Source organism: Glaciimonas sp. PAMC28666, from assembly GCF_016917355.1.
GTDB lineage: Bacteria > Pseudomonadota > Gammaproteobacteria > Burkholderiales > Burkholderiaceae_D > Glaciimonas.
Window position 1 is genome coordinate 1,389,960 of sequence record NZ_CP070304.1, and the last position, 26,305, is coordinate 1,416,264.

Consider the following 26,305-nt stretch of genomic DNA (forward strand, 5'->3'; position numbering starts at 1 on the left):
CTTGTCGTTAATTCCACAGGTTAATGGGAAACCGTTTCGATCGACACCTTCATTGTGGCATCAGGCGGAAACGGTTGAAACCCTTCCGATAACGGATCGGTTTGGTAAACCTATTTGCAAGCATTCGTTGCAGGTATTTACCGCACGCGTCTTAATGATAGCGTTATGCCTGCACCCGACTGGCCGTTGCCACTTCCGGCAATTTCCGGCAATACCATAAAAATGCGCATAATTGCAGGGCGAGTGCGATCAACCAACTTGCCTGGTGCGCGCTCACAGCATAACTTCCATCATTGTGCGGCCACGCATCCAATAACAAACCAAATCCGTACTGCACAATAAAGGCACCAACAAACATGACCAGCGTCAATCCGGTGCTGACACGGCCCGCAAGATGACCATGAAATTCTTTGGTCAATGACGCGAAGGTTAGGACGCCAGCTGTCCCGGTTATTCCGTAGAAACCCCATAGCAGCCAAAGCGGCACTGGCGTACCCAATAGGATCAATATTTGCGACACCATAAACAGCAGCATCCCGGCACCCGCGGTCGCATGAATCGAAATGCCTTGTTTTTCGAGGCGCCGCGCCAGCAGTCCAAACCCTGCAGCGCCGAGTACCATCGCAAGGCCGATAACGGTCACGATCGTTGCAGCAGCAGCCGGAGACTGACGCGACACGTCACGCAGGTAAGGCCCTGCCCATAAACCTTGCACGCCAAGGAACACACCCTGACTGGCCATCGCTAGCGGCGCGGTACGCAAAAACAAGGCGCTGCGAAAGATATCCCGAACGCCGTTTATCTGAGCGGCCAAGGTACTTTTCGGATGCCGTTCGTCTTTCTCCGGCACCAGAAACAACAGAGCCGACACGATCAAACCAATCCCAATAGCAACGATCACAAACAATACGCGCCAACTGGTCACACTTAACGCCCAATTGACCGGGGTACCGGTTACCATCGCCCCGAGGCCGCCGATCGCGTACAGCGCGCCGTTCATCATCGGCAGTTGATCATGATGGAACCAGGCAATAATGGCCTTGAGGCCCGCCATCATGCAAGCCGAAGTGCCAACCCCGAGCAAAAACCGCCCAACCAGCAACGTACCAAAACTATGCGCATTGGCTGAAGTAAGTGCGCCCAATGCAGCCACCAGTAGTAATGATGCAAGCACCTTACGCGGCCCAAAACGGTCAAGCAAAATTCCCAGGGGTAATTGGCAACCAGCAAATGCAAAGAAATAGAAGCTGGTCAGCAACCCTAATTGCGCCGGGGACAGACCAAGCTCGCTGCTCAACAATGGTCCTAGCGGTAAATTAATCCCGCGCACCAGGTAAGAAACAAAATAACCTAGCGAAAATATGGCAAAAATACGTAAAGAGAGTTTCATGCAGATACCCGAATATCGAAAATATAACGTGATGGTACCCAGCTAACCCTGCAAACACCAACGAAGTGTTTTATCCTTATATGTGAATAAAACTAACAGATCGTCCAAATTGCATGTTTGAAGCCCTGCCACCCTTGCAAACTCTGCGCGCCTTTGAGGCTGCGGCGCGCTTGCAGAACTATACCCGCGCCAGCGAAGAATTGAATCTGACGCACAGCGCAATCAGCCACCAGATACGCGCTCTGGAAGCCAGCCTGGGCCGAAAACTGTTTCAGCGACAGGGGCGCAACATGGTGTTGACCGAAACTGGTCAGATATTGTCCGAACAAGTGCGGCAGGGATTAGAGGAGCTGGATCGCGCTTTGCGCCACACCAGACACGATGACAGATGCAGTATTCAAACGCTACGCGTTAGTGCCCCACCGTCGTTCGCAGGCGCCTGGCTGGTGCCGCGACTTCACGCGTTTCACACGCAATATCCGCAGCTTGAGATTAGTCTGCGCACCGCCCATGAGTTAAGCCCGCTGAATTTTGATGAGGTTGATGCGGCAATATGGTATGGCCGCCGTCAAAACCCGGACCTGGAATATGAAAAATTGCTCGAGGAGGTCACCTTTCCCGTCTGCAGCCCGGGGTTTCTCGCGACATTTCCTGCCATCACTCCGGCAGCATTGTCGACAACCGGTTCATCTGCGCTGCCACTGTTACGGTATGCCCACCATAACGGCTGGGAAGTATGGTTCAAAGCGGCAGGCTTGCAAGGTCGCGAACCGCAAAGCGGGCCGTTGTATGACGATCCAATGCACCTGCTTGAGGCCGCAGCAGCGAGTCAGGGCATTGCATTGGCACGTTCGTGCCTCGCACATAGCTTTCTCGCCAGCGGACGTCTGGTGCGGTTGTTCCCGCCCGACAGCGGATTTGATATTCAGGCTCCGGCGCGAGGAGCCTATTTTGCGGTATGGCCGCGAGATTCTGCGAAAATGGCATCGGTCATTCTGTTGCGCGAGTGGCTGCACCAGATTATTGGAAACCATCACCCCGGCACAAGGGCGCCCGCCGCGCGCGTACCGACGCCAATCGCTCAATAGCACTATCGATAGCACTAACGAAGAAATCTATGCCAACCATCACTGCTCTGATTATTTATCCAATCAAGTCCTGCGCGGGCATCGCCCTAACAGAGGCAACGCTGACATCCGCAGGCCTGCGAACGCAACAGGCGAACGACCGTGAGTGGATGGTCGTTGACCTTGCGGGACAATTTTTAACCCAACGCCAGATTCCACAGATGGCCTTGATCGTCCCCCATTTGGATTCGCAAGGATTGCATCTGACCGCGCCGGGGATGCCGATCCTGGACATGCCGTTCGTTTTCCCAACTTGGACGCCGGCGCTGGTCAAGGTGTGGGACGATAATGTCATTGCGCAAGACTGCGGCGACGTCACCGCAGAGTGGTTTTCTACAGCCCTCAACGTGCCTTGTCGCCTGGTGCATTTCGATCCGCATAGCCAACGCATGGCGAGCAAAAAATGGACTGCGGGTCGCGCAGTACCGACACTCTTTTCCGACGGTTATCCCATCCTGATGACATCGCAGGCTTCGCTTGATGATCTGAATAAAAAGTTGCATGCGCAAGGTCGCGCTACGCTGCCGATGAATCGCTTCCGACCCAACATCGTAATCGATGGCGTCGAGGCATTTGAAGAAGATTATGCCGAGACGCTGAGCACGGAGAAAATTCGCTTGCAACCGGTCAAACCGTGCCCGCGCTGCCCTATTCCGTCGATCGACCAGGCCACCGGCAAACCCGGCCCGGATCCGCTCGATATACTACAAAGTTATCGAATAAACCCCAAGGTCGATGGCGGCATTACCTTTGGCATGAATACTATTTTGCTGGAAGGGGAAGGCGAAATATTACGCGTGGGAGAGGAGATTGAGATTACCTTAGCGTTTTAAGCAGTTTGCCCTACTGCGCAGGTATTGCCCCAGGTATTACCTCAGCTACGGCACTACTGAACGCCATTAAAATTAGACAACTTTAATTTCGGCCTGTAATTGCTCGTATTTAGCTTGTAATTGTTCCTTGCTCTCATGCCACGCAGGATCGAGAGGAATACAACTTACCGGACAGACCTGCTGGCATTGCGGCTCGTTGAAGTGCCCCACGCATTCCGTGCATTTATGTGGATCGATTTCATAAATCAAAGGACCCATATAAATCGCACCGTTCGGGCACTCTGGCTCGCATACGTCGCAATTAATACAATCGTCAGTAATTAGTAATGCCATGAAGTTACTCAAATGTGAGGCGCAACTGTTGCCGTGAAATTCCCGGCAGAAGCCCTATTTTAGCACTTACGCAAACTCGCTCCAGCGGCCCGGCAGCTGAACGTCGAAAGCGTATCTCGCCGCTGCAGTGAATAGGAAAACACAGCGCCGCCCGAGGCGGCCCGTGTAAGCCACCTGTTTATACTTTACCGTGCTGCACCGCAGCCTGCGCTGCCAGTTTCTCTTTTAACCACTTCTCTACCGATGGAAAGACGAATTTAGACACATCGCCACCCAGCGTTGCAATCTCCCGCACTATTGTGCCGGAGATAAACTGGTACTGATCGGAAGGGGTCAAAAACAAGGTTTCGACATCTGGAAGTAAATAGCGGTTCATTCCAGCCATCTGAAATTCAAATTCGAAGTCTGAGACAGCACGCAATCCGCGCATGATGACGTTAGCATCATGTTGGCGCACGAAATCTTTTAACAAACCGGAAAAGCTTTCTACCTGCACATTAGGGTAATGTCCCAATACTTCATTAGCAATAGATAACCGCTCGTCTAATGAAAAGAAAGGTTTTTTGCTTTTGCTATCGGCGACGCCCACCACCAACTTGTCAAATAATCCCGACGCACGACGCACCAGATCTTCGTGCCCACGTGTCAGCGGATCAAATGTTCCCGGATATACAGCTGTGACCATCTTGTTTCCTCTCAAGTGCCCCAATCAGAGCGCGCATTATGCCTGATAATGTCGCAAATTTAGCGTTGTTCTCGTTGCAACAAATGATAGAACACTATTCCGGCTTTGTCAGCCCGCACTACCTGCCAGCCAGACAACCACTCCGGCAGCGCAGACTCTGGGCCTCCCACCAACGAACGTTCTGCCTCAACATATACCAGTCCGTCGTTAGTGAGCAAGCGTTCGCAGAGGGGTAGCGTTTTTTCCAGCCACCCCTGATGATAAGGCGGATCAAGGAAAATCAAATTAAAACGCGACTTTTCGACCTCATTATCCGCCTCCAACGAGGGCTTTCCGGCCAATATCTGCAAAAAAGTAGATGCATCAGCGCGTTGGATTGTCACCACACTTGCGTTTAATTTCGCTTTGGTCGCCTCCAGTTGGCGCACCGCCGGGGTGTTATGTTCCACCATCATCACCGCCGCTGCGCCACGACTTGCCGCTTCAAACCCCAATGCGCCAGTCCCGGCGAACAAATCGAGGCAGCGGATATCGGCCCAGCGGCCGTCTAGAACATGCGTCAACCAGTTGAAAACCGTCTCACGCACCCGATCCGGGGTCGGCCGCAAGCCTTCGCTATCGATCACGGCCAAGGGCGTACGCTTCCATTGCCCCCCAATAATCCGCACCTGCCGAGCTTGAACCGGGGGCTGACGATGAACGGGGGCTGGTTTTTTACTTTGCTTCATTTGCTTTCTTCGCTGGTTAGACTGCATGCCATGTTGAATTCAATAGGCATTGCTCTGATAGAATGCCGGGATTGTACCTTGCGATTAATTTCTGCGCGGCGTTCGTACTTTCCTTGGTTACTGCCGCCGCACTGCCACTATTTGAACGCCTTTCCGATTCCAGGCCCCTGATGTTTAGTTTCTTCAAGAAAAAACCCAAAGTTGACGCCGTTTCATTGCCTGAATTGCAACACGAGGCGCCACCGGCATCGCCTGACCGTACACAGGCAGACATTCCCACGCCAGCCCATAGCGCTGACAGTCCACCTTTGGACGTCGCTTCAGAAACAGTAGAAGCGCCCGTCCAGGCGCCCAAGCGCTCATGGCTGGATCGGCTCACCAATAAAGGCGCTGAAGCAGAGCCATTGCCGACGCCATCAACGGACAACACATTCACCGAAGGCCACGCATCGCGCCGTGCCGATGCTCCCGAATTGATTGAACAGCCAGCACAAACAGACTCACAGGCCGCCATTGCATCGTCTGCCCCCGTTGCGCCCATCGAAGCCGATAAGGTTTCCGCGCCCGCGCCGGTCGCGCCAGTAGCCCCAGTAGCACCGGTAGCGGCAATAACGCCACCGAAGCCAGCGATTGCGGTGATACCAGCCGTCACTCCTCCTGTATTCACCGCCGCGATTCCCGCCTCATTGGAAACGGCGACGATCCCGGCGATCCCGACGGCGCCACCGGCTGTCACCGCTGTCAGCGCTGACAGCGAAGAGTATGAAGAAGAAATAATCGTTCCAGCAGCGCTCGCTGCCGAGCAAAAGCGCTCATGGCTGACCCGCTTAAAAAGCGGACTGTCGAAAACCTCTTCCAACCTCACCACGTTATTCGTCGGCGCAAAAATCAACGATGACTTGTATGAAGAGTTGGAGTCTGCGCTTTTGGTCTCGGATGCAGGAGTTGAAGCCACCCTGTTTGTACTGAAAGCATTGAAGAAAACGGTCAAGGATGAACGCCTGACCGAGGCCCATCAGGTTAAGGCCGCGTTGCGGACTATTTTGATTTCACTCCTGACGCCCCTGCAAAAGTCCATGGAAATCGGCAAGCATCAACCGCTGGTAATGATGATAGCAGGCGTCAACGGTGCTGGCAAAACCACCACTATTGGCAAGCTCGCCAAGCATTTGCAAGCGCACAAGCAATCTGTTTTGCTGGCTGCGGGCGATACCTTCCGGGCCGCCGCGCGCGAACAACTGACCATCTGGGGTGAACGCAATAATGTCAGCGTGATCGCTCAGGAGTCAGGTGATCCCGCCGCCGTTGCTTTCGACGCAGTCCATTCGGCGCAAGCGCGCGGGACCAATGTTGTGATGGTGGATACAGCTGGTCGCTTGCCGACGCAACTGCACCTGATGGATGAGCTGAAAAAAGTGAAGCGCGTGATCGCCAAAGGAATGGCGTCGGCCCCCCATGAAATCCTGTTAATAATCGATGGAAATACCGGCCAGAACGCGTTGGCGCAAGTCAAGGCATTCGATGATGCACTCGGCCTGACCGGCTTGGTCATTACGAAGCTGGACGGCACCGCGAAAGGTGGCATATTGGCAGCAATCGCTATCACCAGAGCGATTCCTGTGTACTTCATTGGCGTTGGTGAGCAAATCGAGGACTTGCAACCGTTTGATGCGACCGACTTTGTGGATGCATTGTTGCGTTAATCCAGCCCCTCGTCTTCTGAATTTATTTGAGTTTGATGCACTATTTATCCATTTTTAACGTATTTTTAAACAATGATTAAATTCAGCCAAGTCTCAAAACAATATGAACGCAACGTTTTTGCCTTACGCGACATCACGCTCACGATTAACAAAGGCGACCTTATATTTTTGGCGGGTCCATCCGGTGCCGGAAAATCGACGCTGCTAAAAATGATTGGTGCCATCGAGCGCCCCAGCAGTGGGACATTAACGGTCAGCGGTCAAGACGTCGGCAAGTTGAAGGCGTCCGGGGTACCTTATCTCAGACGCAATCTCGGTTTGATTTTTCAGGAGCAGCGGTTACTCCTGGATCGCAGCGTACTGGCAAATGTGATGTTACCGTTACTCGTCACCGGTGCCACGCGCATCCACGCGGAAACCCGTTCGCGCGCTGCGCTGGACAAAGTGGGCCTGATCGATAAGGCCCTGTCACAACCTCAGACGTTATCCGGCGGCGAACAGCAGCGCGTAGCGATTGCCCGGGCGATCGTTAATCGTCCGCAAATTATCCTGGCCGATGAACCGACCGCCAACCTTGATCGCGACAATGCGGACCATGTATTGAACGCCCTCAAGTCTTTCCATTCGGCGGGCGTTACCTGCCTGATTTCAACGCATGATGAACAGTTTCTGCACAGTGCCAACCATGTGATCTTTTTAGATCAGGGCCAAATCGTCGATCATTGGCAAAATTCCAGTGCCGGGAGAAGCAAATGAAAACCTGGCTGCGACAGCACCTATCAGCCATTGCCGGGGCTATTGCTCACTTGATTAAAGCCCCGGGCAGTTTTGCCATGAACGTTTTAGTCGTAGCCATTGCATTAGCGTTGCCATTCGCCGGATTGACGCTGCTTCAAAACGTTCGTCCTGTGTCCGAGCAGTTAGCCGTTCAGCCGGAAATCAGCGTCTTCACCGCCATGGACATTTCGCGTGAAAAAGCTACCGAGCTGGGTGCACCAATTCGTGCGATTTTGCAGCAACACGACAAGCACGCCAAGGTTAGCTTTGTCCCGCGCGAACAAGCGTTGAATGACATGAAGGGTAAAACCGGCCTGGCTGACGCACTCACCACACTCGGCCAAAACCCGTTGCCTGACGCTTATGTATTGCAATTGTCTGGCTTCAACAATCTCACTGAAGCGAACCAGATCGACTCCATCAGCGCGCAACTAAAAGCGTTACCCGGTGTTGACAATGTACAAGTCGATTCAGATTGGGTGAAACGTCTGGCAGCTTTGTTGCATATTACCCGCCTGATGCTGCTATTTCTGGCGGTAACGCTCGCAGTCGTAGTGGTCGCGGTAGTGTTCAATACCGTGCGCTTGCAGGTGCTGACACAACGTGAAGAGATTATCGTCGCCAAATTGGTGGGCGCGACCAATGCATTTATACACCGACCTTTTTATTATTCCGGCGCATTGCTGGGATTGTGTGCTGGCGGCGTTGCGCTAGGTGGAGTTGCCATCGGACTGCAGCCGCTGAATCAGGCCATCGCCGAATTTGCACGACTCTATGCTTCCGAGTTTTTATTGCTGCCGCTAGACTTACCCTTTACTTTAGCGCTGCTGGCCATTAGCGCGGGATTGGGATTAATTGGCGCAGTATTCTCGGTGCGGCGTCATTTAGCCCGCCTGGCGTAACGAACTGTGCCGGAGTGCGCCCGAGTGCGCTGCCTGACCTTACTTTGCTGAAAATGACTCTAAAAAATTCTTTGGTCCCGTCCTGCCGAACTGCGCTGTTGTGCGCCAGCGTCTCCCTTGTCCTGGTGTTGGCCAGCGCCTGCTCGCCCAAATTCAACTGGCGACAAGTGCAAGGAAATGATGCACCTTTTAGCGTTTTGCTTCCTGCCAAAGCGTCCACTTTCTCACGTGCTGTCGATCTGGACGGTATCAAATTGAACATGACCATGACCGCCGCGGAAGTTGGCGACGTAGTCTTCGCCGTAGGCAGTGCAAAACTAAACGATCCAGACCAGGCTGCGCCAGCGATTCAGGCCATGAAAACGGCGTTAGTAAAAAATATAAATGGCAGCGTCAAATCCGAAACTGCCAACGTAGCCTCAGGTGGGTCGCAAGGAACCGTGAGCAAAATTGATATCGAAGCACTCGGCCCAGCAGAAAATACCGGTCAACCAAAAGTGCTGTTCGCTCATTTAGAAGCTAAAGGGCAATATATTTATCAAGTCATTGTGATAGGCCCACAGAAAGCCGTATCAACGGAGAATGTAGAAACCTTTATGCAGTCATTCAAGGCTAGCTAAGACTGATTTCTGAAGTAGTTGTTGTACGCAGCACCCAAAAAAATTCGATATGATAATCTTAAGCCAACGGTAAAGGTAATTGCCCGGATGTAACCAAAAGTCACAATAGTGGCGACGACCAGAACAAACGGGTATGCTAAAGTCGTCTTTTATCAACAATAACCAACAAAAATATACGCAGAGGTTTTATGTTAATCACCTTTAAATGCAAGGCGTCACCTGACGTCACTATGTACGAGCAACATGTGCAACGCATTTTTGAATTGCTGCACAAAGAAGCGAAAATTGGCGTCATCACCGCCGCCGAAACCGGCCACGCAGTTCAGTTGCTGCAAGGGGAAATCGCCAGGACATCCGCGCACGAAAAATCGGCCGAAGTTGAACGCGACGTCGTAGCCCATCACGGCGAAAACGGCGATGACCACGGCCACGAAACCACTGAACGCGTCGCTTACGCTGCACGCACGCGGCCATTGCTGGACATGTTAGTGGCAGCAAACAAGGCGGGAAACGACGTACTTTGGGGTATTTGAGGACTGTATAGTCAGTTTAAATAATACATCTTCAACAACCGCCTGGCTGCCAACATTGCGTGTGCGGCGTGGCGTTTGTTGAAGGCATCAGACCCTAATTAGCCAGTGTGATTCACATCAGCGAACTACCAAATCAGGTAGTTGCTGAATAGTTAATGAATGGGGGGGTTACCTCGTAGCAAATCAGTGACTAACAAAGTAACTAGCAGATCGTCAACAGGCGTCCAGATTTACGTTCGAAGGACTCTCCTTCTTGAACTCCGTGAAATAGTAAAGCAGCGCCACCAAAGGTGTCGCAGCGCCGAACCAAGACACCAGATTCCAGCCACCCTGGGCATAAGCCCAACCTCCCAGCGCTGAACCAACTGCCCCACCGGCGAAAAATATCGCCATATATAAACCATTCAATCGACTGCGTACTTCACCGCCCAACGAGAAGATGGCGCGCTGACCGAGCACCAGATTGGCCGAGACGCCCATGTCCAGCAGCAGCGCCGCTACCACCAGCATACCGAGTGAAAAGTTGGAACCGGCCGTGCCGATATGGGCGGCGGGATAAGAAATCAATGCCAGTGTCAACGCCACGCCGGTGGCCGGCCGGGTCAGGCCACGATCGGCCAGACGCCCCGCAATCGGCGCTGCAATAGCACCCATCACACCCGCCAATGCAAATAAAGCTATTCCGAATTGAGACAGCTTGTACATCGGCCCGGCCAACACCATAGGTACCACCGTCCAAAACATGCTGAACACAGCAAATAACAACGCATGGTAAGCGGCGCGACGACGTAATATCGGCGTCGTGGTCAGCAAGCCCCACATGGAGTGGAGTAAATGGCCGTAGGCCAATCCGGTTTGAGGATGACGCGGCGGCAAATGACGCGCCAAAACTACTGCCAATACGCCGATCACTACCGCCGACATCCCAAAAACGGCATGCCATCCCCAGAAATTGGCGATCAGGCTTGCCATAGGGCGCGCCAGCAGTATCCCCAACAATAAACCGCTCATCACATTGCCCACCACTTGACCACGCTTCTCAGGCGTCGCCAGATAGGTCGCATAAGGAACCAGCACCTGCGCCGCGACCGAGCTTAGCCCAATGGCGAGCGCAGCCAGCAAAAATTGCCATGCACTTTGCGATAGTGCGGCGGCGATTAATGCAAGCACGGTGACAATTAACGCACTGACGACAAGTCGCCGATTTTCAATCAAATCCCCCAGCGGGACGATAAAGAGTAGTCCCAGGCAATAGCCTATTTGCGAGAGCGTGACAACCAGGCCACCCGCGGCTGGTGATAGCTGGATCGACGTACTTATCAGGCCGATGAGAGGTTGCGCGTAATACAGGTTAGCCACAATGGCGCCGCAAGCGATCGCCAGCAATAACGTAATCCAGGTGGGAATGGTAGCCGGTACTAATGCTCTTTCCGGTAAACCCGATGCTACAGTCATACAATTGCCTTTGAAGTAAGTGTTATGGTCGCGCTATTTATTCAATTCAATTGTCACCGTGCGGATTGTCGAACTGTCGAACTGTCGAACTGTCGGACTACTGCCTTGAGGCGAACCAGGCAGCAATGGGGACCAGCGCCCGTTGCAGGATGCACGGCACCAACGCTATCGCGTAACGGTTTTGAAAAAGAATCAACTGAAACAGGCGGGATAGGTCGATACTTTAGCGGAAATCGACAGTCTCTGCCCGCAGCCGCCACGCATGCCGTTACAATCACGTCTTCACATTCGACGCGGCGACGAAAACCAATGTTGACAAGCTATTTTGGCATTACCAGTTTGGGACTGTTCTGCTTCACTGTATTGCTCTTGAATGCCACCCCCGGACCGGATACCGCCTATATCGTTGGCCGCAGCGTGGCACAAGGACGCTCCGCAGGCTTAATGTCTGCGCTTGGCATCACGGCAGGTTGTCTGGTCCATGGTACGCTTTCCGCATTCGGTCTAACGGCTTTGTTGGCCGCTTCTGCCTCGGCATTTATGGTGATCAAACTGGCCGGAGGTGGTTATTTGATCTATCTGGGCCTTAAAATGTTGTTGAAAAAACCTGATCCAGCGGGCCAAGGCGTCAACACCGCGGAGATGCGCCCGCATCATACGATTTTTGTGCAGGCGCTGATTACCAATGTGCTGAATCCGAAAGTTATTTTATTTTTCTTGTCATTTTTCCCCTTATTCGTAAGGCATGACTCACCTCACAAGATATTGGCCTTTCTCATCCTTGGCGGCGTATTTGCCTTGATGTCGTTGTGCTGGAATAGTGGCACCGCGTTGCTGGCCGGCACACTCAGCCGCCATGCCAGCAATAACCCTCAGATCAAACAATGGCTGGAACGCACCGTCGGCGCCGCGTTTATCGCGCTAGGTGTAAAGCTCGCCTTCACTAAAATTTAAGACCGTTTAATACAATTATGGACAAAAATAAAATTCGCCTGGTGAAGAAAACCGGCGCAACAGCGTCACCATCCTCACCTGCCTCCCTGCGCTCACCCGCGAGGTCGCCGAAGCCGTCACCAATGCCATCACCGAAGCCGTCTGCATTGAAATCGTCGCAGCATGTGTCTCAACCGACAGCAGCACAACAAAAGGTAGCAGCGAGGGCGCCATCATTGCGGCCCGACGTCAAAAACAGATTAAACTTTTCGACGCTTAAAACTGAATCACTGGCTTACGCCTTGTTAGGCGCAGGTCAGGCTATCGCCATGGTCCGCGATGGTGCCTCGTTACCGCAGGCGTTGTCGCAGGTGTTTGCCCAATCTGCCGCGCCTGCAGCGACACGTGGTGCGATTCAGGATATTGCATACCGGACAATGCGCAGCGTCGGTTTGGCCGAGGTGCTGATTGCAGCGTTGACGAGCAAGGCACCAGAACCCTCTCTGTTGCACGGCGTACTATGTTGCGCCCTGAGTTTGCTGGCAGAGGTCGACAAGCCCGCCTATGACCAGTTTACCGTGGTGGATCAAGCCGTCACCGCGACCGCTTCCGATCTGAACATCGCCCATGCCAAAGGCATGGTCAACGCCGTGCTGCGGCGCTTTTTACGTGAACGCGAAGCACTTACCGCCGATGCCAATCAAAATCCATTAGCATTATGGAACTATCCGGTATGGTGGATCGACCAGATGCAAGCGGCTTACCCGCAAGATTGGCAAGCCATCCTGACACGCGGCAATCAGCCGCCGCCGCTGACGTTGCGTGTCAACCAGCGCAAGATCAGTGTTCCAAAATACTTACAACTTCTTGCAGAAAACAGCATCGCTGCCCGGCAAATTGGCCCGGTAGCCGTGCGTCTGGAAAAACCGCTGCCGGTGAACCAGATCCCAGGATTTGAAGCTGGCCTGGTTTCGGTGCAGGACGCCGCCGCGCAATTGGCTGCTCCCTTATTGGATTTACAGGACGGCATGCGGGTACTGGATGCCTGTGCCGCTCCCGGTGGAAAAACCTGTCATTTACTCGAACTGGCCGATGTTACGGTCACGGCGCTAGACCACGACGCCAAGCGCTTGCAACGGATAGCGCAAAATTTGCAACGATTACAATTAAACGCAACGCTGCAAGTAGGTGATGCGCGGCTGGGAGCGAACTCAGGGAGCACTGAAAGCATCGCTAACGGGTGGTGGGATGGTCAACTATTTGACCGCATTCTGGCTGACGTTCCGTGCACTGCCTCTGGTATCGTGCGTCGCCACCCTGATATCCGCTGGTTACGACGCGCTACCGACACTGACCAACTAGCAACACTTTCCGCAGATATACTGGACAACCTTTGGCAGATGCTACGGCCAGATGGTAAATTGTTGCTCGTAACCTGTTCATTATGGCCGCAAGAGTCGGAGCAGCAAGCGGTAGCGTTTGCACAACGCAATCAGGCGATAAGATTAACCGCACCGGGCCAGCTAATACCGACAACAGGCGATGAGCACGATCATGACGGTCTGTTTTATGCGTTGTTCCAGAAAACCTGATGCCAACACCGCTTTGAATGAGGCGCTGATGATCGACAGGGCATTTTAGAACAATCAGCCACATTGACGACGGATAAGTGCCCCTTCTAAGCATGTGATTTTTGTAATTTACTCACCTTTATTCCGGACTTGATCCGGCCCGAGAACAGTGACGCGACCATTGGCCCAACTTTTAGACATCTTTCGAAACCGTAGCCTCTGGAATGCTATTCTGGTCGAAGTCATGGCACCCGCCGCTCTGCAACCTCACAACACTAAAGGCATTTTATTGCACACAGGAACCGAGCGCCGCGCAACTCTACGTTCCGCGCACCCCGCCATGAACACAAGTCGTTTCGAACAAACGCTCTGGACTGTCTTGCTGCGGAAGCTCTCTTTAATTCTGATGCTAATATTGTCGCTTGCGAGCCTGTCGCCCTCCGTCTATGCTGCCGACGGTGCCGACATGACGCGGGCGCGGATCGAAACCAGTGAAGATGGTTACCGCCTTTCCGCCGCATTTTCATTTGAACTCAATCGCGGGCTGGAAGATGCGATCAATCGTGGGGTTCCCTTATACTTCACCACAGAAGTCGAGTTAACCCGGCCGCGATGGTACTGGTTTGACGAAAAAGCGATCAACGCTACGCAAACAATCCGTATTTCGTACAACGTCCTGACGCGTCGTTATCAAGCCGCTATCAATGGCAGCTTGCAGCAGAGCTTTGACTCGTTAGACGACGCTCTGTCGTTAATTCGGCGTCCTAGCCGCTGGATCATCGCCGACAAGGGCGCACTTCAGGTTGGCGAGATCTATCGGGTCGCCGTCCGCATGGGACTTGATCTCGCGCAACTACCCAAACCGTTTCAGGTCAATGCGTTAAATAACAGCGACTGGCGGCTTTCTTCCGACTGGAAAACCTTCAACTACAAGGCAGAGTAACGTGCCACGTGCCATTCGCTATTTACTGATCGTCGGTGGCGCGATAATCAGCATTCTTCTCTTTCTCCTGGCTTCGGCTTCAGAGAATTCCGTTTTCTTCGATAAGTATTACTCCTGGTTGTTCGGCCTCAATGCACTTGTCGCGGTCGCCCTGCTAGGTCTGGTCTGTCTGCTGCTGGGACGCCTTTACAGTCGCTACAAACGCGGCAAGTTTGGCTCCCGGTTAATGGCAAAACTGGTGCTGCTATTTGCAGTGATCGGTATTTTGCCAGGGGTTATTATTTACCTGGTATCGGTCCAGTTTGTGTCGCGTTCTATCGAATCATGGTTTGACGTCCGGGTCGAGTCAGCATTGGAATCTGGCCTGAATCTGGGTCGGGCAGCGCTGAACACCTCACTCTCCGACCTGATCACCAAATCCAAAGGGATCGCACTGGAGTTGGCCGAAGAGACAAGCTCCGGTCAGGTCTCACAACTCACCCGATTGCGCGACCAAAATATTGAAGCGTCCATTCTCACCAGCAACGGTCAGCTAATTGCTTCCGTCGGAGGACGTCTAGGCACGCTCTCGCCGGTTCTGCCGACCCCCGCAATGCTGAGGCAGGCGCGCCAAAGCCGAGGATTTTCGGCTATCGAAAGCGAACTTGAAAATCGGGATGACATTGGCCCTACCAAACAAACCGATTTGTCTGCTTCATCGATCAACGAGGCCAACAATAATTTACGATTACATGTCATCGTAGAGATTCCGGCACCAATCAAAACGTTGTCCCTGCAGAATGAAACCCGCTTTCTGCAAATTTCACAACCGGTCCCTAGCTATCTGGCGACCAATGCAGAAGCTTTGCGGGCCGCGTCGAGTGAATATCAGGAACGCTCCCTTGCGCGCTCCGGTCTGCGGAAAATTTATTTAGTAACATTGACGTTGACACTCTTGCTGGCGATTTTTGGTGCCATCATCAGCGCGTTCCTGATTGCCAGCGATCTTGCCAAACCCCTCTTGTTACTGGCCGAGGGTACCAAAGCCGTGGCCGAGGGAAATTTATCCCCGCGCCCGATCATTGCGACCTCGGATGAACTCGGCACCTTGACCCAATCCTTTAACATGATGACGCGGCAACTGTCGGACGCACGCGCCTCGGTGGAAAAAAATCGTAACGAGCTGGAAAATGCGAAAGCCTATCTGGAGTCAGTATTGGCCAACATGTCGGCCGGTGTGATGGTGCTGGATGAAGATTTTCATCTGGTGACCAGCAATCAATCGGTCCACCGCATTCTCCAATACGATCTGAGCCCGCATATCGGTCAGCCTTTAAATATCATTGACGGTTTAGCGCGTTTCGCGGAGATTATTACTAAAGCCTTTTCGGAGCAAAATGCGCAATTTGCGGCCGGGAAAATCGGCGAGAGTCGACTGCATTGGCAGCAACAAATTGAAATCCCCCGCAGGGTCGATAGCATCGACAGCGATGATATAGCGTTGCTGGCGCGTGGTTCTCGCCTTCCGGTCGAAAATAGAGATGGCTACGTGGTAGTGTTCGATGATATTTCAGACGTTATCTCAGCTCAACGCTCCATTGCCTGGGGCGAAGTAGCACGTCGACTGGCGCATGAAATCAAAAATCCGCTGACCCCGATTCAGTTATCTGCAGAGCGACTTCAGATGAAACTGGAAGACAAGCTGATGACGCAAGACGCAGCAATTCTCAAAAAAAGCACCTCTACGATTGTGAATCAAGTTGCCGCCATGAAACGCATGGTCGATGATTTCCGCGATTACGCAAAAACACCGCCAGCGGTATTAAGCGAACTTGATTTAAACGTGTTGGTTGCAGAAATATTGCATCTTTACGTGGCTGGCGATGAGCGCGATATGATCCATGCGTCATTGACACCGAACCTGCCTCACATCATGGGTGATGCAACCCAATTAAGGCAGGTGATTCACAACCTGCTGCAAAATGCCCAGGATGCAGTGACCGATCCCACTGCGGAAGTCGCAGCACCGCGGATTGATGTCGTCACCGAACGCATTAGCTATCAAGGCTCGAATGGACAACCGAGCACTGCGGTACGTTTCTCTATCACCGATAATGGTCCGGGCTTTTCTTCCAAAATACTGTCACGCGCCTTCGAACCTTACATCACATCCAAGCCTCGCGGCACCGGTTTGGGGTTGCCCATGGTCAAAAAAATAGTCGATGAACACGGCGGACGCATCGACTTACGCAATCGTACTGACACAAAGGGCGCAAAGATATTAATTTTGCTGTTAAAGTTAGCACCTGATGCTTTCGCTGGTAATGACCAAAAAACTCTTTGAGAAAAACCACTTTCACGGATTATCTTCCAGATTGTCTGTAAAGTAGGAACTCGGCGTTATAGGATGTATGCTTAGACGTGCACCCAGCCTACGGGTTGCGTAGTAAGATCCTTAAAAGCGCGTAATCAATATTTGCAAATTTTAGACAATTAAACATAAGCACAGAAATAGTGCTGCAAACACATAGATTTGACCGGAATGTCCGGTTCAAAATGTATGAATGGCTGCAACAGAAAATGGGAAAGCTTACGCATGGCAAATATCCTGGTCGTTGATGACGAAATGGGAATTCGAGAATTACTCTCCGAAATTCTGGGGGATGAAGGGCATGTTGTCGCGACCGCAGAAAATGCGCAACAGGCACGTGAATTTCGACAAAATGGCGTACCGGATCTGGTGCTGCTGGACATCTGGATGCCTGATACCGATGGCGTGACGCTGCTCAAAGAGTGGCAACGCGATGGCCTGCTGACGATGCCAGTCATTATGATGTCCGGGCATGCCACGATTGATACTGCGGTGGAAGCCACCCGTATCGGCGCACTGAATTTTTTGGAAAAGCCGATTGCCTTGCAGAAGCTGCTCAAAGCAGTCCAGCAAGGTTTGTCACAAGGCCCCAAATCCTCGCGTGCACCTACCATGTTTGCTCAGCCAGCAACCTCCAGCGAAACGCCTGAGTTGGCGAACGGCAACAATTTTGGGCTGGCATCGACTGCAGAAGCACCGCACCTTTCGCCTCTTCCGGTCGCCTCGTTAGCATCCGATAATTTGTTTTCCTCTTCATTCGGCTTACCACTGCGCGAAGCGCGGGATGCATTTGAGCGCGCCTACTTCGAATATCATTTAATTCGCGAAAGCGGCAGCATGACACGCGTGGCGGAAAAGACGGGTCTCGAACGTACGCACCTGTATCGGAAGCTCAAGCAATTAGGCGTCGACCCGGGGAAATTGACCAAGAAAGGCGGATGACACTGTTGGTCAGTCTATCGGCACCTTTGACCCCGACTGTACTTACCCTCGTAACTGGCCCTTCCGCACTGAAACGAGAAGAAGCTATCTGGTTGGCGATCAAATCCGCACCGGCAACCTCTCTCCAGCATCCTCAACGCATCATCGGTGTGATACTGGAGGGACTGCCAGACGGCAAATCCGGGTCCGGCCCAACGGATCCCAATGTGCATATCAAACGCGTCGCACCCGGTTGCCTTTGTTGCGTCGGCCTTCTGACTTTACGTGTTACCTTAAACCGGCTGCTGCGAGATTACCCAGCCCTGCTTTATATCAGTATCGCGGATGCCACTCATGTTGATCAAATCAGGACTATTCTGACCTCGGCTCCTTACGATGCATGGCTCACCGTCAGCAGTAATATCAATACTTGAAGTTGCCAAACAGCATTGTCGTTAGTGCCCTGTAAAGCAAAAGACATCGATAGCACCCTCTCTTGGTCGTCCTCCTTAGTTCGCAATAACCTGTACAGAAGTCCACGTTACAAAAAGTCACAGTATTTGAGATGGACGAACGCAACTTCCGTCTCTGAAGTTACTCCAATCTGCTTAAAAGTATAAATCATCAACTTTTATTGATAGGCAAAGTCTATCTCCATCATTTAATAAAATCGATTAGCACTCTACAAGGGGGAGTGCTAGAATACCTGATCAAATCAGTATGGTTTAAACCCTGTTGGCAGACAATCCATCTGATAGCTAGGAGAAACAATGAAAAATTCATCGGTACAGACTGCGTTAATTCCAGCCGAATCAGGTGCATTAGCACTGGGATTTTCGGGCACCTTAGGCAACATCGATGCCTACATCTCGGCAGTTAACCGCTTACCTATGTTGACGCACGACGAAGAAATTTCGTTGGCACAAAAACTACGTGAAAATAATGATCTGGCTGCAGCGCAAAAACTGGTGCTATCGCACTTACGCCTCGTGGTCTCAATTGCACGGGGCTATTTAGGTTACGGCCTGCCGCATGCTGATCTGATCCAGGAAGGCAACATCGGATTGATGAAGGCGGTAAAACGCTTTGATCCCGACCAAGGCGTCCGTCTGGTCTCCTATGCGATGCATTGGATCAAGGCTGAAATGCACGAATACATCTTGAAAAACTGGCGTCTGGTCAAGGTCGCAACGACTAAAGCGCAGCGTAAGCTCTTTTTCAATTTGCGCAGCCATAAAATCGGTCTGGACGCGATGACGCCGACGCAGGTCGACGACCTGGCGAAGACGCTTAACGTCAAGCGTGAAGAAGTCATTGAGATGGAAACCCGTCTCACTGGCCGCGATATTGCACTGGAAGCGCCGACGGATGACGATGATGATAAATTTGCGCCTATCGCTTATTTGTCATCGGATATGCAAGAGCCAACCAAAGTCTTGGAAGCCCAGCAATACGACCGCATGCAATCCGAAGGTCTGGAGTCTGCGTTAGGAAAACTGGATGATCGCTCACGTCGTATTGTCGAGTCGCGCTGGTTGGCGAACGATGACGGTTCAGGCGCAACCCTGCACGAACTGGCCAAAGAATTCGGCGTATCTGCCGAACGAATTCGTCAAATCGAAGCTGTGGCCCTCAAGAAAATGAAAAGCTCGCTGGTAGCTTATTCTTAAATTTCCCGAATTCCTTATGTTCATCCCATAAGGAATATGTCTTCCCCAAACGAAAAAAGCGCCTGATCGGCGCTTTTTTCCTTCCGGCTCCCAAACGCATCGCTGAGGTCAGGCCAGAAAAATGTTTTGGACAGCATCTGCACTGTTCAGGCAAAAGTCAATAAATAATAAGGCGAGCTTATCAAGAAAGTAGAATTTTTAGATCGTGCGCAATCGGGTCAGGCCCCTGACCGTTCCGCACAAACAATCTGATATGCCCTTGCGGGTCGAATACGTAACTACCTGCCGTGTGATCGAAGCTGTAACTACCTGGTGTCTTGCCTGGAACCTTCTGATAAAACACGCGAAATTCCTTGGCAACTTTTTCCGTTGCCGCCTGATCACCGTACAACCCGAGAAAACGCGGATCGAACGCAGGCACATATTGGGCTAACAGCGCTTGCGTATCGCGTTCAGGATCGACCGTTACAAACAGCACCTGTACCTTATCAGCCAACGGTCCTAACTCTTTCATTGCGCTCGACATTTCAGCCATCGTCGTAGGGCAAACATCCGGACATTGCGTATAGCCAAAAAAAACGACGACCACTTTACCTTTGAAATCGGCTAGCGTGCGTGGCTTTCCAGTGTGATCGGTTAAGGCAAAATCACGCGCATAACCAAGACCAGTGACATCGGTGTTGATGAATTTGCTACTCTGCGGGGAGAGTGTCATCTCTTGACTGTTGCTAGCGGTGGAAGCCTGCTTATCGCCGCACGCCGCCACCGATAAGCCCATCACGACGACAATTAGCGATGCGGCAATTGTGCTACCAATTCGTGGCAACATCACGGCAATTCGTTTCATGCAGACTTTCAATAATGTCGCCTACCTTAAAATTTAAGGTAGTGATCTACCAACAAAGCGGCAAACAGCAACGATAAATAAATGATTGAATAAGCGAAGGTCTTACGCGCAATCAAATCTGTGTAATGTTTATAGATCTGCCACGCGTACCAGAGAAAAATGGCGCCCAGAATCGCGGCACTGATCAAATAAATCAAACCGCTCATGCCAACTGCGAAAGGCAGCATGGTCGTGGCAACCAACGCGATGGTATAGAGCCAGATATGAAACTGCGTAAATTTCAAGCCATGTGTGATCGGCAACATCGGCAGACCGGATTTAGCATAGTCATCGCGGCGATACATCGCCAGTGCCCAAAAATGCGGTGGCGTCCAGACGAAAATAATCAACACCAGTATCCACGCTTGCATCGGCACGTCATTTGCGATTGCCGCCCAACCCAGCGCGGGAGGCATTGCACCGGCCAACCCTCCGATAACAATATTTTGCGGAGTAGCGGGCTTCAGGATGATTGTGTAAATAATGGCGTAACCGATAAACGTGGCTAAAGTCAGCCACATCGTCAATCCATTCACAAAAGCATACAAAATCCAGCTACCAAGGCCGCCGATAACGCCGGAAAAGACCAGTGTTTGTGGCACGGTAATCTCGCCCATAGCCATCGGACGGCGCGCAGTACGCGCCATACGCGAGTCGATTTCGCGCTCGACCAGACAATTGACCGCAAAAGCCGCTCCAGCCAGCAGCCAGATGCCGATGGTTGCAGCTACTACGCGCTGCCAGTCAGGTAACGTCGGAGTCGCCAGGAACATACCAATGACGGCACAAAACACTGCCAACTGGGTCACGCGGGGCTTGGTCAATGCCCAATACTGGGCCACGCGATTTCGGGGTACGGTTATGGTCGTCATACGGTCAGTAATGTGAATTAATGCGTGAATTCATGCGTGAAATACTGCGGTCAGCCGGTGCTGAGTTACCTTCTACCACTGGCACAAATTGCCTCACAGCGGGAAGTCTCGTCTTATAGTTTAACATGACCAGCAACAGCAGAATTAGTGCCGCCCCACCGTTGTGTGCAACCGCGATCGCCAGCGGCCAGTTAAAGTAGATTGTTGCCAGGCCGGTAAGTAGTTGGGTCCCGATAATGACCAGCAACCACGTGCCGGTTTTACGCAATCCATCGATTCGCCGCGCCCGTAAAGCCAACCACGCAATGAACGCAATCACCACAAAAGCAAACATCCTGTGAGTCCAGTGAATGGCGGTTAAGGCCTGAAACGGCAAATACTCACCATCCGCAGTTTTGCCCAAATGCCGCCAAAGCGTAAATCCGTGCTGGAAGTCCATGTCTGGGATCACCATCCCATGACAAAGTGGAAAATCATTACAGGCCAAGGCTGCGTAGTTAGTACTAACCCACCCGCCTAATGCGATCTGCATTACCAGAAGCAGCATCGCGATCAACGCTGGTACTGCCAGCGCCCGCCCGCCCGCTGCGACCGGCGTGTGTTCGTTTTGCCGCGCAGCCAACCACGTCAGTAATGCCAGCAAGGTTAATCCCAGCAACAAATGCGTGGTAACGATAACGGGCTGCAACTTCATCGTTACGGTCCAGGCCCCAAAAGCGCCTTGCAAACAAACGGCAAGAAATAACAGCGTCGGCAACCATGGCGAGAATGTTGGATTGCGCTCTGGCGCGCTTAAACTTAAACCCACCGAACCAGATTTGGTAGCGGACGCAATGGTGGGCGTTGTGACAGGCTTAAGCCATCGCATCCAGGCCACCGCCATCAAACCGATAATCAAAACCCCAACACCCATCGCGAAGTACCGATGCGTCATCTCAATCCAGGCTTTCACCAGCGTTACCGGACCTGTCGGCATCGCCGCTTGCGCTGCACTGATAGGTGACTGGGCCAGCAACGGATTCGAATGACCATAACAACCGGGCCAATCCGGACAGCCGAGTCCCGAATCTGTCAGACGCGTAAATGCGCCAAACATGATCAGATCAAATGTCAGAAACAGCGTTACCCACACGAGCTTGCGATATTTGTTAGCATCCTTGGAGGCCCAGACCACGCTCAGAGCCAGCAATGCCACCAAAATCCCCATGGCGCCAAGTTGTAATAAATTTGACATTAGCCGATGGCGGAAGCCCGCAGAAGTTTAGAAAGGTCCGTTTTCACCTTATAAGGATCAGCGTCCTTCGGGAAACGCATCATCAGATTACTGCGTGGATCGATCAGATAAATATGATCACTTGCGGTCGTTCCGGCATCGGTTGGTAGCCACGCTTTGAGCAAGTCAGGGTTCACACGCAACATACGCGTACCTTCAAACGGCTGCAAGCCCGGCATATCGAGCTTCTTATCATCGGTGATCAACCATACGCGCTCGATACGCTCGCGCTCTTTGCCTTGCATCAATCTAAGCTGCCGAATCTTGAACAACGAATCTTTGCATTCTTTTTGACAATCGCCGCTACCGACTTGCAGCATCACCCACTTACCTTTAAAAGCGCCGAGCGTGGTCGGCGTGCCATCCAGTTCGGTGACGCCCAATGGCGGAATGGCATATTGCGCCGGATCGAGCAGATCGCCATAATTGGTACGCGATTCCGGCTTGATAACATAGTAGGTGAAATAAGATGCGATCATCGGTGCCGCACAAACCGCGACGATGAGAAACATTTTCAGGCGACCGTTCCGCTTCACCTCGCCATCCGACTTGACTGGCTTTTCTGTTGGCTGATTATTCATGTTCACGGTTAGAGGAGCTTTTTGCATCTTTGATTCCCTGTCTACATCCGGTTACTACAAAAAAGAGGAAGGCCATTACAGCTAGCGCATACCATTGGAATTCATAACCGCGATGCATCTGAATGCCCAGCGACGGACTGCTCCAGTCGCGAATAAGACCATCCTGGTTATTGCCGGTTTGTTCAATCAACAGCGGCTGCATTTGCAGGTTGCTCACCGTTGCTAAAGCTGCGATGTCGAGGTTTTGCACAATCGCGCCCGGTTTTAGCGCGACTGGCTGACCAAGTTGCAACACCCGGCCGACACGGCTACGCACCACACCTTCGACATCGACCACACCAGCAGGAGTGGGGTAAGGCAACAAAATTGCGCGGTTTTGCGGATTAAGCGGTAACCAGCCGCGTTCGACCAGAACATGCACCTCAGAGTTCGCTATTTTGAGCGGCATCAGGACATAAAATCCCGGCATGCCCTTATAACTGCGATTATCCAGATAGATCGGCCAACCCGACACAAATTCCCCGCGAACCGTCACGCGGCGATATTCTAGCTTATCAGCGTTCTCGGTCGCCGCCTTAAGTTGAAATGGGGCCTCAACGCCGCGTTGCTTGATGGCATTTTCAATCGCTTGCTTCTGATCGCCGCGTCGGGTCTGCCATTGCGCCAGCGATATACCCAGCGCCACCAATAACACGGTCGCTATAAAGGGAATCAACCTAAAGCGGAATCGAAATCTGAAACTGAATCTTGGTCTGAATCGCATTACAATATCGCCTTAGTTATTGTTCCCTAAAACCATTCCATGAAAATCATTGTCGCCATCGCTTTCATTCTGATCATCGCTAGTCTCGCGTCTGCGCTCATTTTCCTGATGCGCGACAAAGGGAAAAGCAATCGTACGGTCCAGGCTCTGGCGCTGCGGGTCGGATTTTCAGTGACCCTGTTTATTCTGATATTGATAGCCTATAAGCTTGGCTACATTCAACCGACTGGAATACGCTGAGGAAAGGGTAAGGCAGCGCTCGCTTATCGAACGCCCGCGTTGCCATCACCGGCTCAAGTTTCGTCCCAAACGATCCGATTCCCTCAGCAAAGTATTAACGTATTCACCACTTCATTTCTGACAGTAAAAAAGCCGCACCGAAGTGCGGCCTTTCTTTAATTCATTTCTTCAGCCCTGAGGACTTGTATGCGCCTTACCTCCGCTTTATAGTCGCTTAGTAGTCGCTTAGTAGTCGTTTACTAGCGGTTTAATAGCAGAATCTATAGCCAATATACGACAACGTACAAGCCCAGCCATACCACGTCAACAAAGTGCCAGTACCAGGCGGCGCCTTCGAACGCGAAATGGTTATCCGGTGTGAAATGTCCCTTCAAAACGCGGAACAAGACGACCGATAACATGATCGCACCAACAGTGACATGGAAACCGTGGAATCCGGTCAGCAAAAAGAACGTGGAACCGTAAATCCCGGAAGTCAGTCTCAGGTTGTACTCTTGATAGGCTTCCATGTATTCAGCTGCCTGGAAACACATAAAAGTAGCACCCAGCAATATCGTTGCCGCCAGCCAAAAAGCTGTCTTGGCACGATGACCTGCGCGTAGCGCGTGGTGAGAAATCGTCAGCGTCACGCCGGAGGTTAATAACAGCGCAGTGTTAATGGTTGGAATCGGAAAAGGTCCCATTGTGCGGAAGTTCTCAATGGTGCCCGCCGGACCGGCGTTGCCCCAATGCGCGGCAAAATCTGGCCACAATATTTTATGGTCGAGATCTGCAAGCCAAGGCATCGAAATACTACGTGCGTAAAACAATGCGCCGAAAAATGCAGCAAAAAACATGACTTCGGAGAAAATGAACCAACTCATGCTCCAACGGAACGACGTATCGATACGCGGGCTGTAAAGTCCACCCTCAGACTCGTGAATTGCATCACCAAACCATTTGTACAAAATGACCAGCAATCCCAAGATACCGAGAATACAAACTTCCCGTGCAAAGGCAACACTATTAACCCAGGCTGCAGCCCCTAACATTGTCACCAGCAACGCACCACCGGCTAATACAGGCCATCTGGACGGACCAGGCACAAAATAGTAAGGCACATTACCTTGTTGAGAACTCATTTCCATCTCCCGATACACATTTAAATAATTTTTTGAGCTTATTTTTGGAGCTTACTAAGCGACGACCAGCTTCACAATCGTGATCAATATTACGATGAAAATGATTGCCCCGATAACGCCGGCGATCACCACATGGATCGGATTTAAACCCGCCGCGTCGCTTTCGTAATCTTTCTTTTTACGTACACCGAAGAATCCCCACAATACCGCTTTGACGGTTGCGCCAAATGACATCTTACGGCGACTTGCCTTCTTCAGATCAGACATTTAAAACCCTTTAACCTGCATTCTCGCTGACAGCCAGAACCGATCCTATTTTCACTTCCTGAGCAACTCCTACTCCCCCACCGTATTTAACTTTGCAGCAACGACGGAGGCTATCAGACGATCAGGCCGGTTTTACTACCGCCGGTTTATTGATTTCAAAAAATGTGTAAGACAACATAATCGACTTCACATCTTTAGGTAACTTTGGATCGATGTAAAACACCACCGGAAATTCCTTCGCCTGATTCGGTCCCAACGTCTGCTGCGTGAAGCAAAAACATTCTACTTTTTTGAAAAATGCCTCGGCTTGCATCGGCGCATAACTAGGGATCGCCTGGGCTTCCATTGTCCGCGCCTCTTTATTGACCACTTCGTACATGACTTGCGTCATTTCCCCAGGATGCACTTGCAAGCTGCTCACCGCAGGACGGAAACGCCAGGGTCCGCGCGCATTGCCATCAAATTCCACCGTGATTGTTCGGGACTTATCAATCTGCGTATTCTCTGGGGCCACCACGGTGCTATCTTGCGGCGTTAAAAAATTAACACCGGTCAACGAGCAAATGGATTTATATACCGGCACAAGACCATAACCGAAACCAAACATTAATACGGCAATGACGACCAGCTTGCCAAACATTTTTCGATTTAACTTTAGCGCGTAAGCGCGGCCTTCGCTATTTGGCTTCTGTTCATCCATCAGCTAAACCACACGCGGTTAACAAATATGCCTACAAAAAACGCTAGGGCAACGGCAGCCAACAGCAGCGCGGTTCGCAAATTATTCGGTTTTTTTCTATCTGACATGGTGAGCTGGCAGACTTGCGT

Annotated in this window: 29 protein-coding genes; 15 read left to right on the plus strand and 14 right to left on the minus strand. The window is 51.8% G+C overall.

Annotated elements, in window-relative coordinates; all coding sequences use genetic code 11:
* Positions 1 to 163: 163 nt before the first annotated feature.
* The gene (locus tag JQN73_RS05860) at positions 164 to 1,390 is read right to left on the minus strand and encodes a nitrate/nitrite transporter (protein ID WP_205322181.1); all 1,227 of its coding nucleotides are present in this window, start codon (positions 1,388 to 1,390) and stop codon (positions 164 to 166) included.
* A 113-nt stretch (positions 1,391 to 1,503) separates the two neighbouring features.
* Between JQN73_RS05860 and gcvA the strand changes: the two genes are divergently transcribed.
* Together gcvA and JQN73_RS05870 are read left to right on the plus strand one after the other, a co-directional pair.
* Positions 1,504 to 2,478, plus strand: coding sequence for a transcriptional regulator GcvA (gene gcvA / locus JQN73_RS05865; protein WP_205322182.1), 975 nt, complete (start codon positions 1,504 to 1,506; stop codon positions 2,476 to 2,478).
* A gap of 29 nt (positions 2,479 to 2,507) precedes the next feature.
* The gene (locus tag JQN73_RS05870) at positions 2,508 to 3,350 is read left to right on the plus strand and encodes an MOSC domain-containing protein (protein ID WP_205322183.1); all 843 of its coding nucleotides are present in this window, start codon (positions 2,508 to 2,510) and stop codon (positions 3,348 to 3,350) included.
* A gap of 72 nt (positions 3,351 to 3,422) precedes the next feature.
* Here JQN73_RS05870 and JQN73_RS05875 read toward each other — a convergent pair whose 3' ends face one another.
* The 3 genes from JQN73_RS05875 to rsmD all read right to left on the minus strand — a co-directional run bounded on the left by JQN73_RS05875 (position 3,423) and on the right by rsmD (position 5,096).
* Positions 3,423 to 3,683, minus strand: coding sequence for a YfhL family 4Fe-4S dicluster ferredoxin (locus tag JQN73_RS05875; RefSeq protein ID WP_205322184.1), 261 nt, complete (start codon positions 3,681 to 3,683; stop codon positions 3,423 to 3,425).
* Between the two features lie 178 nt (positions 3,684 to 3,861).
* On the minus strand, positions 3,862 to 4,368 hold the full coding sequence (gene coaD / locus JQN73_RS05880; RefSeq protein ID WP_205322185.1) for a pantetheine-phosphate adenylyltransferase: 507 nt from the start codon (positions 4,366 to 4,368) through the stop codon (positions 3,862 to 3,864).
* Positions 4,369 to 4,427: 59 nt separating this feature from the next.
* Positions 4,428 to 5,096, minus strand: coding sequence for a 16S rRNA (guanine(966)-N(2))-methyltransferase RsmD (gene rsmD, locus JQN73_RS05885; RefSeq protein ID WP_205322186.1), 669 nt, complete (start codon positions 5,094 to 5,096; stop codon positions 4,428 to 4,430).
* Between the two features lie 608 nt (positions 5,097 to 5,704).
* Between rsmD and ftsY the strand changes: the two genes are divergently transcribed.
* The 5 genes from ftsY to JQN73_RS05910 all read left to right on the plus strand — a co-directional run bounded on the left by ftsY (position 5,705) and on the right by JQN73_RS05910 (position 9,631).
* Positions 5,705 to 6,799, plus strand: a complete 1,095-nt coding sequence (gene ftsY, locus JQN73_RS05890; RefSeq protein WP_205323205.1) for a signal recognition particle-docking protein FtsY — start codon at positions 5,705 to 5,707, stop codon at positions 6,797 to 6,799.
* A 72-nt stretch (positions 6,800 to 6,871) separates the two neighbouring features.
* On the plus strand, positions 6,872 to 7,555 hold the full coding sequence (locus JQN73_RS05895; RefSeq protein WP_205322187.1) for a cell division ATP-binding protein FtsE: 684 nt from the start codon (positions 6,872 to 6,874) through the stop codon (positions 7,553 to 7,555).
* Positions 7,552 to 8,478 (plus strand): permease-like cell division protein FtsX, encoded by a 927-nt coding sequence (gene ftsX, locus JQN73_RS05900; RefSeq protein WP_205322188.1) that lies wholly within the window; start codon positions 7,552 to 7,554, stop codon positions 8,476 to 8,478. Before JQN73_RS05895 ends, ftsX begins: the two co-directional genes overlap by 4 nt.
* 53 nt (positions 8,479 to 8,531) lie before the next feature.
* A complete protein-coding gene (locus JQN73_RS05905; RefSeq protein WP_240162447.1) occupies positions 8,532 to 9,098 on the plus strand; it encodes a hypothetical protein in 567 nt (188 codons plus the stop codon).
* A 188-nt stretch (positions 9,099 to 9,286) separates the two neighbouring features.
* Positions 9,287 to 9,631, plus strand: coding sequence for a DUF1840 domain-containing protein (locus JQN73_RS05910; protein WP_205322189.1), 345 nt, complete (start codon positions 9,287 to 9,289; stop codon positions 9,629 to 9,631).
* 213 nt (positions 9,632 to 9,844) lie between these two features.
* Here the strand turns inward: JQN73_RS05910 and JQN73_RS05915 are convergent, their stop codons facing one another.
* Positions 9,845 to 11,086 (minus strand): MFS transporter, encoded by a 1,242-nt coding sequence (locus tag JQN73_RS05915; RefSeq protein WP_205322190.1) that lies wholly within the window; start codon positions 11,084 to 11,086, stop codon positions 9,845 to 9,847.
* 309 nt (positions 11,087 to 11,395) lie between these two features.
* Between JQN73_RS05915 and JQN73_RS05920 the strand changes: the two genes are divergently transcribed.
* The 7 genes from JQN73_RS05920 (at position 11,396) to rpoH (ending at position 19,474) form a co-directional block, all read left to right on the plus strand.
* Positions 11,396 to 12,040, plus strand: coding sequence for a LysE family translocator (locus JQN73_RS05920; protein WP_205322191.1), 645 nt, complete (start codon positions 11,396 to 11,398; stop codon positions 12,038 to 12,040).
* 122 nt (positions 12,041 to 12,162) lie between these two features.
* Positions 12,163 to 13,611, plus strand: a complete 1,449-nt coding sequence (gene rsmB / locus JQN73_RS05925) for a 16S rRNA (cytosine(967)-C(5))-methyltransferase RsmB (RefSeq protein WP_205323207.1) — start codon at positions 12,163 to 12,165, stop codon at positions 13,609 to 13,611.
* 385 nt (positions 13,612 to 13,996) lie between these two features.
* A complete protein-coding gene (locus JQN73_RS05930; RefSeq protein ID WP_240162522.1) occupies positions 13,997 to 14,533 on the plus strand; it encodes a DUF4390 domain-containing protein in 537 nt (178 codons plus the stop codon).
* 1 nt (position 14,534) lies between these two features.
* Positions 14,535 to 16,856, plus strand: a complete 2,322-nt coding sequence (locus JQN73_RS05935; protein ID WP_205322192.1) for an ATP-binding protein — start codon at positions 14,535 to 14,537, stop codon at positions 16,854 to 16,856.
* Between the two features lie 252 nt (positions 16,857 to 17,108).
* A complete protein-coding gene (locus JQN73_RS05940; protein ID WP_205322193.1) occupies positions 17,109 to 17,825 on the plus strand; it encodes a response regulator in 717 nt (238 codons plus the stop codon).
* Positions 17,822 to 18,238, plus strand: coding sequence for a GTPase (locus JQN73_RS05945; RefSeq protein WP_205322194.1), 417 nt, complete (start codon positions 17,822 to 17,824; stop codon positions 18,236 to 18,238). Before JQN73_RS05940 ends, JQN73_RS05945 begins: the two co-directional genes overlap by 4 nt.
* A 336-nt stretch (positions 18,239 to 18,574) precedes the next feature.
* Positions 18,575 to 19,474: an RNA polymerase sigma factor RpoH gene (rpoH, locus tag JQN73_RS05950; protein WP_205322195.1), complete on the plus strand. Its 900-nt coding sequence runs from the start codon at positions 18,575 to 18,577 to the stop codon at positions 19,472 to 19,474.
* A 181-nt stretch (positions 19,475 to 19,655) separates the two neighbouring features.
* Here the strand turns inward: rpoH and JQN73_RS05955 are convergent, their stop codons facing one another.
* Genes JQN73_RS05955 through JQN73_RS05975 form a run of 5 tightly spaced genes read right to left on the minus strand, consistent with a single transcriptional unit; the run spans position 19,656 to position 23,801 of the window.
* On the minus strand, positions 19,656 to 20,303 hold the full coding sequence (locus tag JQN73_RS05955) for an SCO family protein (protein WP_370551351.1): 648 nt from the start codon (positions 20,301 to 20,303) through the stop codon (positions 19,656 to 19,658).
* A 44-nt stretch (positions 20,304 to 20,347) separates the two neighbouring features.
* A complete protein-coding gene (cyoE, locus tag JQN73_RS05960) occupies positions 20,348 to 21,232 on the minus strand; it encodes a heme o synthase (protein ID WP_205322197.1) in 885 nt (294 codons plus the stop codon).
* Between the two features lie 4 nt (positions 21,233 to 21,236).
* A complete protein-coding gene (locus tag JQN73_RS05965; RefSeq protein ID WP_205322198.1) occupies positions 21,237 to 22,466 on the minus strand; it encodes a heme A synthase in 1,230 nt (409 codons plus the stop codon).
* Complete coding sequence (locus JQN73_RS05970; RefSeq protein WP_205323209.1) at positions 22,466 to 23,086, minus strand: cytochrome C oxidase subunit I; 621 nt, start codon at positions 23,084 to 23,086, stop codon at positions 22,466 to 22,468. Before JQN73_RS05970 ends, JQN73_RS05965 begins: the two co-directional genes overlap by 1 nt.
* Positions 23,079 to 23,801 (minus strand): SURF1 family protein, encoded by a 723-nt coding sequence (locus JQN73_RS05975; RefSeq protein ID WP_240162448.1) that lies wholly within the window; start codon positions 23,799 to 23,801, stop codon positions 23,079 to 23,081. The genes JQN73_RS05970 and JQN73_RS05975 overlap by 8 nt, the downstream gene beginning before the upstream one ends.
* An 87-nt stretch (positions 23,802 to 23,888) precedes the next feature.
* On the opposite strand from JQN73_RS05975, the gene JQN73_RS05980 reads away from it, so the two are divergent.
* A complete protein-coding gene (locus JQN73_RS05980; RefSeq protein ID WP_205322200.1) occupies positions 23,889 to 24,089 on the plus strand; it encodes a twin transmembrane helix small protein in 201 nt (66 codons plus the stop codon).
* Between the two features lie 260 nt (positions 24,090 to 24,349).
* On the opposite strand, the gene JQN73_RS05985 is transcribed toward JQN73_RS05980, so the two are convergent.
* The 4 genes from JQN73_RS05985 to JQN73_RS22425 form a co-directional block, all read right to left on the minus strand.
* A complete protein-coding gene (locus tag JQN73_RS05985; protein WP_205322201.1) occupies positions 24,350 to 25,216 on the minus strand; it encodes a cytochrome c oxidase subunit 3 in 867 nt (288 codons plus the stop codon).
* 48 nt (positions 25,217 to 25,264) lie between these two features.
* The gene (locus JQN73_RS05990; RefSeq protein ID WP_205322202.1) at positions 25,265 to 25,477 is read right to left on the minus strand and encodes a DUF2970 domain-containing protein; all 213 of its coding nucleotides are present in this window, start codon (positions 25,475 to 25,477) and stop codon (positions 25,265 to 25,267) included.
* Between the two features lie 121 nt (positions 25,478 to 25,598).
* A complete protein-coding gene (locus JQN73_RS05995) occupies positions 25,599 to 26,177 on the minus strand; it encodes a cytochrome c oxidase assembly protein (protein ID WP_240162449.1) in 579 nt (192 codons plus the stop codon).
* A complete protein-coding gene (locus JQN73_RS22425; protein WP_240162450.1) occupies positions 26,177 to 26,284 on the minus strand; it encodes a cytochrome oxidase small assembly protein in 108 nt (35 codons plus the stop codon). Before JQN73_RS22425 ends, JQN73_RS05995 begins: the two co-directional genes overlap by 1 nt.
* Positions 26,285 to 26,305: the final 21 nt, after the last annotated feature.